This window comes from uncultured Gimesia sp., assembly GCF_937919775.1.
Classification (GTDB): Bacteria; Planctomycetota; Planctomycetia; order Planctomycetales; family Planctomycetaceae; genus Gimesia.
The window spans coordinates 1-10,976 of the sequence record NZ_CALFPF010000533.1 but is presented as its reverse complement, the minus strand read 5'-3'; the positions used below and the strand labels follow the sequence as shown (position 1 = coordinate 10,976).

7 protein-coding genes are annotated in these 10,976 nt (G+C 50.6%); 3 read left to right on the top strand and 4 right to left on the bottom strand.

Features of this window, described 5'->3' with window-relative positions; genetic code table 11:
• Positions 1-54: 54 nt before the first annotated feature.
• Positions 55-1,260: an aspartate aminotransferase family protein gene (locus Q0294_RS15325; RefSeq protein WP_299467184.1), complete on the bottom strand. Its 1,206-nt coding sequence runs from the start codon at positions 1,258-1,260 to the stop codon at positions 55-57.
• A gap of 254 nt (positions 1,261-1,514) precedes the next feature.
• Complete coding sequence (hemB, locus tag Q0294_RS15320) at positions 1,515-2,501, bottom strand: porphobilinogen synthase (protein ID WP_299467182.1); 987 nt, start codon at positions 2,499-2,501, stop codon at positions 1,515-1,517.
• Positions 2,502-2,789: 288 nt separating this feature from the next.
• Between hemB and Q0294_RS15315 the strand changes: the two genes are divergently transcribed.
• From Q0294_RS15315 to Q0294_RS15305, 3 genes are all read left to right on the top strand, one after another.
• Positions 2,790-5,027: a PQQ-binding-like beta-propeller repeat protein gene (locus tag Q0294_RS15315; protein ID WP_299467180.1), complete on the top strand. Its 2,238-nt coding sequence runs from the start codon at positions 2,790-2,792 to the stop codon at positions 5,025-5,027.
• The gene (locus Q0294_RS15310; protein ID WP_299467178.1) at positions 5,027-6,940 is read left to right on the top strand and encodes a PQQ-binding-like beta-propeller repeat protein; all 1,914 of its coding nucleotides are present in this window, start codon (positions 5,027-5,029) and stop codon (positions 6,938-6,940) included. The genes Q0294_RS15315 and Q0294_RS15310 overlap by 1 nt, the downstream gene beginning before the upstream one ends.
• Before the next feature lie 243 nt (positions 6,941-7,183).
• Positions 7,184-7,999, top strand: a complete 816-nt coding sequence (locus Q0294_RS15305; protein ID WP_299467176.1) for a dolichyl-phosphate beta-glucosyltransferase — start codon at positions 7,184-7,186, stop codon at positions 7,997-7,999.
• Between the two features lie 114 nt (positions 8,000-8,113).
• Here the strand turns inward: Q0294_RS15305 and Q0294_RS15300 are convergent, their stop codons facing one another.
• Together Q0294_RS15300 and Q0294_RS15295 are read right to left on the bottom strand one after the other, a co-directional pair.
• On the bottom strand, positions 8,114-8,503 hold the full coding sequence (locus Q0294_RS15300; RefSeq protein WP_299467174.1) for a hypothetical protein: 390 nt from the start codon (positions 8,501-8,503) through the stop codon (positions 8,114-8,116).
• 48 nt (positions 8,504-8,551) lie between these two features.
• Positions 8,552-10,976: DUF4159 domain-containing protein (locus Q0294_RS15295; protein ID WP_366917982.1), on the bottom strand; the 2,425-nt coding region annotated here is incomplete at its 5' end.

The window sequence follows — 10,976 nt, the reverse complement described above, 5'->3', positions numbered from 1 at the left end:
CAGGAATGTGTGAATAGATCAATTTATTGTAATGAAATGAGCCGTTGCGGAGCGTTAATCTTCCTCAGCCATTTCCCGAAGAACTGTTGCAATTGTCTCGCAGCCTTCCTCGACCTGTTCCGAGGTCACATTCAAAGGAGGCAGTAATCGAACGACCGTATCATGCGTGGAATTGATGAGCAGACCGCGTTCCATACATTTTCCGACAGCAGGGCCGGAGGGAATATTCAATTCGACGCCAATCATCATTCCGCGGACGCGCACGTCGCGAATAATGGGTAATTCCGTTTTCAGTTGTTCGAAGAATTGCTCGAATTGTTTCGACATCACCTGACAGTTTTCCAGCAGGTTCTGGTCTTCAATCATCTGACCGGTGGCCAGTCCCACCGCCATCGCCAGTGGATTTCCGCCAAACGTGCTGGCATGCATTCCCGGTCTTAAACTGGGAGCGACTTCATCTGTTGCGATAAAGGCACCAGCGGCGACACCGGCGGCAATACCTTTGGCCATTGTCATAATATCAGGCTGAACGCCCCATTGCTGATGACCAAACCAGGTGCCGGTTCGCCCCATGCCCGTTTGCACTTCATCAAAAATCAGCAGGCAGTTGGCTTCATCCGCGATCTTTCGCAGGCCGGCCAGATACCCTTCATCGGGAATATTAACGCCCCCTTCTCCCTGAATCGGTTCTACCATAATCGCACAGGTTTCATCGTCGACCAGACTGGCGATTGCTTCCAGGTCGTTATAAGGAGCATAACGAAAGCCGGCGACCAATGGTCCCAGACCCGCATGATATTTGGGTTGTGCGGTAGCAGTCACTGCGGCGAAAGTTCGGCCGTGAAAACCATTTTCGCAGGTAATAATTTTAGGACGTTTTCCATCGTAGTGCAGCCGGGCCAGTTTAATCGCCCCCTCGACCGCTTCGGCACCGCTGTTACAGAAAAAGGCTTTGCCAAAACTTCGCGTGCAGAGAAACTCTGCAAACCGTCCCTGTGCTTCGGTGTACCAGGTATTGGGCACGTGAATCAGGCGCGTCACCTGATCCTGAATGGCAGCCACAACCGGCTCGGGACAATAGCCGAGAATATTACAGCCCCAGCCGGGGAACAGATCGAGATAACGTTTACCCTCTGCGTCCCAGACGTAACTCCCTTCGCCGCGTACCAGGCTGATCGGATAGCGACCGTAATTGGGAATGACATATTTCGCGAAGAGCGCAATCGTTTCCTGACTGCTGGCATGTCCCGTTAATTGCACTGATACACCTCGTCGTCTAATTAAAAAAGCCGTAAATACACATTATCGGATTCTCGGAAAAGAATTGTGACACTATTTCCAGAACGGAAGTTCGAAAAAGCAGCAAACTCTTTTAAAAATCGCGAAGAACGAATTCTATCAGCCAAAGGGAAATGGGCGAACTCTTTTCAAAAACAAGTCGGAGATTATAGCGAATCCCGCCATTTTCCGCAGCATTCGAATCGAAAGAATCCGCTTCCTCACCAAATTTTCATCTATTTCGCCTGCAGTAATTCCGCAACTTCTCTCGCGAAATAGGTCAAAATGCCATCTGCACCGGCCCGTTTGAAGCAGAGCAGGCTTTCCAGAATGGAGCGTTCCCGGTCCAGCCACCCATTCTGGGCTGCTGCAGAAATCATGGCATATTCACCACTTACCTGATAGGCAAAGGTCGGAATTTCATATTCGACTTTGACGCGGCGGACGATATCCAGATAAGGCATGCCCGGTTTGACCATCACCATGTCGGCACCTTCACTGATATCCAGGCCGACTTCGCGCATTGCTTCATCGCTGTTGGCGGGATCCATCTGGTAGGTACGTTTATCGCCGGATCCCAGATTGGTTCCCGAACCGACGGCATCGCGGAACGGACCGTAAAAGGCAGACGCATATTTCGCTGCATACGCCATGATTTGTACATGCTGGAAACCGGCTTCATCCAGAGCGTCCCGGATCGCACCGATGCGGCCATCCATCATGTCAGAGGGGGCGATAATATCGCAGCCGGCTTCCGCCTGAACCACCGCCTGGCGACACAGAACTTCGATTGTCTCATCATTCACGACATATCCGTCTTTCACGAGGCCGTCCTGCCCGTGACTGGTATAAGGATCCAGAGCCACATCACAGAGAATCCCCAGATTCAGGTTTTCTGCTTTCAATGCCCGGACGGCACGACAGACCAGATTTTCGGCGTTAAATGCTTCTTCGCCTCCTTCGGTTTTTTTCGCGGGATCGGTCGCGGGAAATAGAGCCAATGCAGGAATCTGCAGGTCCGCTGCAGATTTGGCGGCTTCAACCAGATGATCGATGGTGAGACGCTGCACTCCCGGCATCGAGGGAATCTCTGTTTTCTGATTCGTGCCTTCCTGTATAAATACAGGCCAGATCAGGTCATTGACCGAGAGTTGATTTTCAGAAACCAACCGTCTAGACCAGTCTGTACGACGATTTCGCCGCATTCGTACTTGAGGAAACATAAGAAAATTAACCCTTGTCAATTAAATTGCATCAGAATACATACATATTAATAGCGTCAGACCCTTGATTATGGCCTAAACAGCGTTAATTATAAAGGAATATGCTCTTATTAAATCTGGTTGAGAGTTCAGATGAAACCATTGCAATACCCGGACAACTTCAATACTGTATTATATGTAGGGGCTGAACCCTCCCACCTTAAGAGCTGAGACAGCAAGCCTGTATAAAGGTTTGTAGTCCTTCATCAGTGATACCACATTCTATAAAACGAACAGTGAGGATCTTCTATGCGAAGAATGAACATGGTGCTCGTCGGCTCCGTTATGCTGTTTTTCACCGCCTCTCTTGCCTCTGCTGGCGACTGGGCACACTGGCGCGGTCCAGAGCATAATGGTATTTCCCGTGAAACCAATCTGGTTGATGAGTGGTCTCTCGACGGAAAAAATATACTCTGGCAATCAGATATTGGCGGGCGTTCTGCTCCCATTATTTTAAATGGTCGCGTGTATCTGAATTGTCGGACGCACCATGATGTCACTGATCCGAAAGAGAAAGTGCATGCCAGAGAGCAGGTCGTCTGCTGGGATGCCAAGACAGGCAAAGTACTCTGGAAAGATGAGTTCAACGTCTTTCAAACTGATATCCCCTCGCCGCGCGTGGGTTGGGCCAGCATGGCCGGCGATCCGGAAACCGGCAACGTTTATGTTCACTCAGTCAGCGGTTTATTCCGTTGCTACTCAGGCGATGGCAAAGTGCTCTGGGAAAAATCCCTCACTGAAGATTATGGAAGAATTTCCGGTTACGGCGGTCGGACACAAACACCGATTATCGACGAAAACCTTGTGATCGTCAGCTTCATGCATCTCAACTGGGGCAAGACGGCTTCCCCCCCGCCAAAACAAACCTACTACGCGTTTGACAAGAAAACCGGCAAACTGCTTTGGACCGCGGCTCCGGGCGGTGCTCCTTTCGATACCAACTATTCTGCACCGATCGTCACGGTCATCGATGGCGTTCGAATGCTGATTGCCGGGAACGGAGATGGTGGCTGCTATGCCATGAACGCCAGAACCGGAGAAAAACTCTGGGGCTTTCTCATGTCCAAACGCGGGCTGAACAGCTCACCCGTTACGGATGGAAAATATGTTTACATCACGCACGGAGAAGACAATATTGATACTGTCGACTTTGGTCGAGTTCAATGTATTGACGGATCACTTCGCGGTGACATCACCAAAACAGGCAGCGTCTGGCGTGTGGATGGTGTCAAAGCGGGCTACGCCAGCCTGCTCGTCAAAGACGGGATTCTGTATGTCGTGGCTGACACCGGTCGGATGTATGCTTACGACAGCAAAACAGGGAAAGAACTCTGGTATTACAGTCTGGGAACCGTCGGAAAAGGTTCTCCTGTCTGGGCAGATGGGAAACTGTATGTGATGGAAGTGAATGGCAACATTCATATTCTGAAACCAAGCCGCGAAAAATGCGAAGAGCTTTCACACGTCCAACTGCTGGCACGTGTTGATAAAGGCATGGACGAAATTTACGCATCACCGGCGATTGCCGATGGTCGGATTTATTTTGTTACACGTGACAGAACCATCTGCATCGGCGATGAAACCAGAAAACCGAGCAGCGATCCTGTGCCCCCATTGGCAGAGGAAAAACCGAAGCAGGATAAAATTGCTTCGTTGCAGTTAGTTCCTTATGAAGTGGAAGTAGTTCAAGGGGATAAGGTTGATTATGAAGTTCTGGCCTATGATGAGAACGGTCAGTTCATCAAAAAAGTCGATGCCACCATCGTTCCTGGTAAAGGGCTCGAAGCGGCGAAAGTGGACGGTATGAGCGTGACTGCTCCTGCCGATTTGAAAACACCCATCGCTGGAACGGTTTCCGTGAAGGTTGGTGACTTAACCGCAGAAGCCCGAATTCGCGTCTTTTCTCCCCTTCCCTGGAAATTTGATTTTGAAGGTTATAAGGGGAAACAGGTTCCACCAGCGTGGGTCAATGCGTTTCTTAAACTTCAGCCTACTGAAGTCGATGGAACTACCGCCATGCTCACAAGCCCCGGCAAAGGACGACCAAGTGCGAGCGTCTGGTTAGGGCCGTCTGACATGAGCAAGCTGGCTCCCAACGGATACACAGTTCAGGCTGATGTATTTATGAAAGAACAAAAACGAAAACTGGCCAGTGTTGGCGTGACGGACAACCGTTACGACCTGATCCTCAAAGGCAACTCTGGAAAGCTGGCCATTCAAAGCTGGGCACCGCATTTGAGAATGGCCAAAGAAGTTCGGTTCCGTTCTGATCCGGACGTCTGGTATACGATGAAACTGAAAGTTGAAATCAAGGATGGTCAGGCAATGGTGAAAGGTAAAGTATGGCCTCGAGATAAGCCTGAACCAGAAAACTGGACCATTGAAGCCTCAGACCCACATGCTAACGAAAAAGGAAGTCCTGGGCTTTATCTTTACCGTCTCGCGGATGCTTACTTCGATAACATCATTGTCTCTGAGGATAAATAATGAAAAAGTTTCTAATTCGATTCGCCCTGTTCAACTCACTTGCATGCTGTGCAGTCATGACCACAACAGGCTGTGAATCTCGTGACGCATCGACCAAACCTGCTCCCGGAACGGAAACCGAACTGGGAGGTGCCGCTCCTCTGGAAGAAGCAGGTTCAACAACAGCTGGCGCGGGAACAACCATTCCCGACCCAGAACCGGAAATGAAAAAATCGGGTCCTGCCCTGAATACAGAAGGCAAGCCGGCCGAGCCCAAAGCGGAATCACCAGCACCTGAAAAACCAAAAGCCGATCCGACTCCCAAAGCGGAAGCCAAACCGAAAGCCGAAGAAAAACCAAAACCGGAACCAACACCGGAAAAAACACCGGAATCAAAACCAGCCCCCAAAAGTGAGGAGAGCAAAACTGCCGCTGCTGGCAAAAAAGGAACCGTCACCGGCGACTGGCCGATGTGGGGCGGCGATGCTTCTCGCAACATGGTCAATAAGACCACCGGCGTTTCTCTGGACTTCAAACCGGGTGAAGGCGAGGAAAAAGGAGAAAACGTTCTCTGGGTTTCGAAACTGGGCTCACAAACTTATGGGAATCCGGTTGTCGCCAATGGTCAGGTTTATGTCGGAACCAACAATGGCGGAAAATACCGTCCTAAATATGAAGATGACCTGGGTGTCGTACTCTGTTTTGACGAAAAGACGGGCGATTTCAAGTGGCAGTTGTCCCGCGAAAAACTCCCCCAGGGTCGCGTCAATGACTGGCCGGAACAGGGTATCTGCTCTGCTCCCTGTGTCGAAGGCGATCGGCTGTGGGTTGTAACAAACCGCTGCGAACTGATGTGCCTGGATGCAAACGGGTTTTACGACAACGAAAATGACGGCCCTGTCAAAGATGAAAAAGAGACTGACAAGGAAGACGCCGATATTATCTGGTCGCTGGACATGATCGAAGACCTGGGCGTCTTTCCTCATAATCTGGCAACCAGTTCGCCCGTCGTTCACGGTGATTACGTCTTTCTGCTGACCTCCAATGGAGTTGACGAAGCACACCTGGAAGTACCAGCGCCCCGTGCCCCCTGCTTCCTGGCAGTCAATAAGAAGACTGGAAAGATCCTCTGGGAAGACAATACTCCCTTCGATAAAATTCTGCATGGCCAATGGTCTTCACCTGCGGTCGGCGTTGTGAATGGCAAGGTCCAGGTCTACTTCCCCGGCGGAGATGGCTGGCTGTATGCTTTCACTCCCGAAGGTGACGGAGATGGAAATGCCAAACTGATCTGGAAATTCGATCTCAATCCCAAAGATGCCAAGTGGGAACTGGGAGGCCGTGGAACACGCAACGCTCTTATCAGCACTCCAGTCTTTTATGACAACAGTGTGATTCTGGGAGTGGGACAAGACCCCGAACACGGTGAAGGCGTGGGTCACATTTACCGCATCGACGCCACCAAAACAGGTGATATCAGCCCGCAGATTTCTGACGGCAAAGACGGCTGGAAAGATAATCCTGCATCAGGCCAGATCTGGCATTACGGCGGGGAAGACGTTGATGGTAAACTGACAGGCAAGAAAGGTGAGTTGTTATTCCGACGCACCATGTCTACCGTCGCCGTGGATGATGGACTGGTTTACGCTCCGGATCTCAGTGGATTCATTCACTGCCTCGACCTTGCTACCGGCAAACGTTACTGGGAATACGACATGTTCGCCGCCTGCTGGGGTTCCCCGATGGTGGTGGATGGAAAAGTCTTTATTGGAAACGAAGATGGGATGTTGATCATTCTTCAGGCCGGCAAAGAAAAGAAACTGCTGGATGAAAAAACGTTCAACTCTTCAATCTACAGTACTCCGACCTTTGCCAATGGCAAGATGTATGTTTCTGATCGATCTCGGCTTTACTCGATCAAAGTTACTGAATAATAAGAGGTTACGACCTTTTTTGAATTTAAAAACAGAAGTCCGGTTTCTCTGGGCTTCTGTTTTTTTACGTATACGCAATCCGATTTTGACATAAAAACGCTTTTTTGGTACACCCCGGTTTCAGAATGCACCAGAGCGCGTCTTTTGAAAACAGGCACGTTCTGATGTTACAGCCGCAATTTCACCAGTTCGACAAATTCAAGCATTCGCTGCGATTCGAACGAATCGGGTAACAACTCACTTATGTCAACCGCGATCATCGTCATTCCCTGTTTTAATGAAGAGCAGCGCTTAGAGGTTCTGCAGTTTCGCAAGTATGCGATGACACATCAGAACCATCGGTTTTTATTCGTCAATGACGGGAGTAGCGACCGGACTGCTTTGATTCTGGATGATTTGAAAGCCTCTGTCCCGGAGGCATTTGATGTACTTCACCTGCCGCGGAATCAGGGAAAAGCGGAAGCCGTACGACAGGGAATGCAGCAGGCAATGCAGGCGAATGTCGATTATGCCGGATTCTGGGATGCAGATCTTGCCACCCCATTGGAGATGATTCCGGAGTTTGCTGCACAACTCGACCAGCGTCCGCAACTGGCGCTGGTCATCGGAGCGCGGGTCAAACTGCTGGGCAGGCAGATTGAACGGCAACAGTTACGGCACTACCTGGGCCGCATCTTCGCCACCGCGGCCTCTGTTGTATTGAAACTTCCCATTTACGATTCTCAATGCGGGGCCAAACTCTTTCGGGTGACGCCGGAATGCGAGACTCTGTTTGCCACACGATTTCTGACAAACTGGATTTTCGACGTAGAACTTCTGGCCCGCGCACGTCAAATGGAAAAGTTCTTCAACTGCCCTGCTCTGGAAGAAACCGTCTATGAACTACCGCTGACGAGATGGAGGGATGTTGCCGGCTCAAAGGTGAAACCTACCGATTTCCTCAAAGCCTTCTTTGAACTTTGTTCGATTTACTGGAACTATCTGCGACCCTCAATCAAAACACCGTTCGCAAACCTGCCTGTCACTCCGGTGAGAGAAGACATTCGCAGAGCCGCTTAAACACGCTGCAATGAGCTGGCTTTGAATGTCAGCAACCATCGCTTTTACACACGATAAAGCGCATAGGCAACCATTGAATTCAAAGCGGGACGGCTGACCGGTTGAATTCGGCGTTCAAGCATGATGAATATTAAACCAGCCGTTACAATGCTCGCACTTCACATCACCGTGCGGTGAAACATCAAACTCGTCCGAGAGCGGTGCATTACAGTTGGGGCATGAATACGAGCCTTGTTTTGTACTCACTGATGCAGAGTTAACCAGATTTGATTTTTGCAAACCAAGACCTGTGATAGCAGAGTAGGCCGTAAATCCACCGATTGCCATAAAGGGAATCGCGACAAACGACCCGAAAATCCGAAAGAGAAATGGTGCCGCCAGAGCCCCCGACCATAATGCACCTAAAACGGTAAGACCGATCCCCGCAAACACACAACCGATCACTGCGCCTACCAATCTGGCTCCGATTGTAATTTTTTTTTGTTGATCACTCTGTTCGTTCATTACGCTGCCTGTTTTCCAAATCTGTATAAAGAGCTCTCAGTTTCCAACTTAATCGACTTTGATGGCTTCGACTTTTTCTGCGAAAGAAATGTCCTGAAGTAATACATAACGCACGATGTTCAACGCCAGATTGATGGCATCCTGTGGGATGTATCCTGCGCAGGCAACTGAAGCCTGCTGTTCCAGAGCGCAACTGATATCGTACTTACTGTAAATCACCGCGAGATGCCCGTCGATTTCGATGCCTTCGAGTAATGGTTCGACCACGAGCGTTTGCGCTTTGAGCGGCTGGTTGACATCGTCAACTTCCATTTGACGGCGTCTGACTTTGCGAACATCATAGCCCGTTTTTTCCGAAAACAGCGGATGATCGATTGGAATCCGTTTTAACTGTTTTGTGGGAAACATCTCCTGAATCATCTGTCGAAAACTCTGATCAAAAGGGGGAGAGCCGCAGCAGGCATCCGCAAACAGGACGGCCCCATTTTCCAGCGTCTGCTTTAACGTCGCCTGTTCCGTTTTGGAGAGGCTGAACTGACTTCGTCCGTGCATATACAGCAGCGGATACTTCATCAGATTCGGATCACTGGCAGGCAGATTCGGTGTTTTTGTGGACGCGACCATGCCTGCTTTCTGGTTGAGGGCTCTTAATAAATTACGCAGCGCCTGCGGGGCTGCGTCCCAGGTTCCATTGTGGCGAATCTTTGCGATCTGTAAAAAGCCGCGTTCAATCTGATCCTGCAGGCCTCCTTCATTGGCCAGTTCTTCCTGATCCAGTTTATTCGGCGGCTCGCGGCCGGTGGCATAGGCGATCACGTTCGTGCCAATTCGGACTGCACGTGTAATCATCGAGGTCGCCTGGGGAGAGCGTTCTTTAGGGGGAAAACGCATCCACTTATCCCACAAACAGGCTAGATCATCAGGGCAGTAAATGATTGAAGTACGGCAGCCGACATCCACGCCATAAAGTTCTACGCTTTCCGCATCCAGTAAATACTCACAGCGAAATACGGGATGCTCTGCTGTCAGCCTCTTGAGTTGCGCTTCTCCCTGCGGATACATGCTTTTAATCAACTCACGAAATCCCCGATCGAAACCAGCTCCATTGCAATTATCCACCGCGAAAATAAAGCCCCCCTGTTCCACATACTGCTTCAGCATGGCGATTTCTTTCTCGCCGAACTTGGGATTCTCCAGCCCGCTGATAAACAGAACCGGCGCCTGTCTGAGAACCTGCACGCTCCCCGCCTGGATGGCCAGCTCTAGATTCACAGTCTGCCAGGTGAGCAGCTTCGGCCAATCAGGGCGGCCCGATAAGGCATCGGTTAAATTCAGGATATCATTCCGATGATGATTCCAGTTAGGAATGGTATCTGGTTGATTTACCTGTGGCTCGGTTTTGTATTCCAGCTTATTGATCAGTACCGGCGCCAAACCTTTGGAAAGAAACAGTAGCACAAAACTGGTTCCCAAAATAGGGTCGCCTTCCAGTTGTCCCGAGCCCTTCCAGGAGCCATCCCGCACGGACTGCCTCTCCACGAGGAAAGCGGCTCCTTCCCGGTACCAGTCGTGTTTTCCAAAAAAACGTGTCCCACTGAGTCGACCGGCACGCTCGAGACCATACAGGTAATACAGTAACCATGAATTAACGCCGGGATTCGTACCCACAGAAAAATGACTGGCCATCCAGCGTACCGCGCGTTCAATTGATTCATCGACTTCTTTTTTTTCACAACAGACGGGAGTCCCATCCGGATTGATTTTCAGATCGTCTCCCAGCATCGAATTGACGATCACCATCGTCGCGATGCCGGCGACCGTCATGCTGCCTCTGCTGTTCCCTGCTCTCGATTGATATCCCCACCCGCCGTCCGGGCTTTGCTGTGTGCTCCAATATTGTCGGATCAATTTCCACGTACTGAGACTGACAGGCACTCCGGCATGAACGGCATCTCTCAGACCGAGCACCGCATACTGACTGTTACTTCGGTCCGCCGTGCCTCCGCCGCCGATCGCCATTCCGGGACCATAACTCCAGCCTCCGGCATCAGGCCCCGCTTTGACCTGGCTCGCTTCCAGATGGTTCACCAGCGACTGAATTAAAGTCAAATCCCGCTTACCATCCTTGGCAGCCGCCAGAGCCATGATCATGAGACTGATCTGATAGGTCCCCTTTGCTTCATCAGGACGGAGCGACCGTAAATATTTTAAGCTTCTCTGAACCGGCTCATCTTCGGCTGTCATTCCACAATTGATGATGGCCATCAATGCCAGACAGGTCACCCCCACCGTATAGGAGCCGCCGGGAGCAGGCCAAGAACCGTCGCCATTCTGCTGCTTCACCAGAAAATCCCGACCGCGTTCAATCGAATCAGCAACAGATTTCGCTGAGAGTTCCTGGGCAGATGCGGTGAGCGATGGTTGTAATCCCAAAGAAATGCAAATGGCACCCGTTAAGATCCAACACAACGTC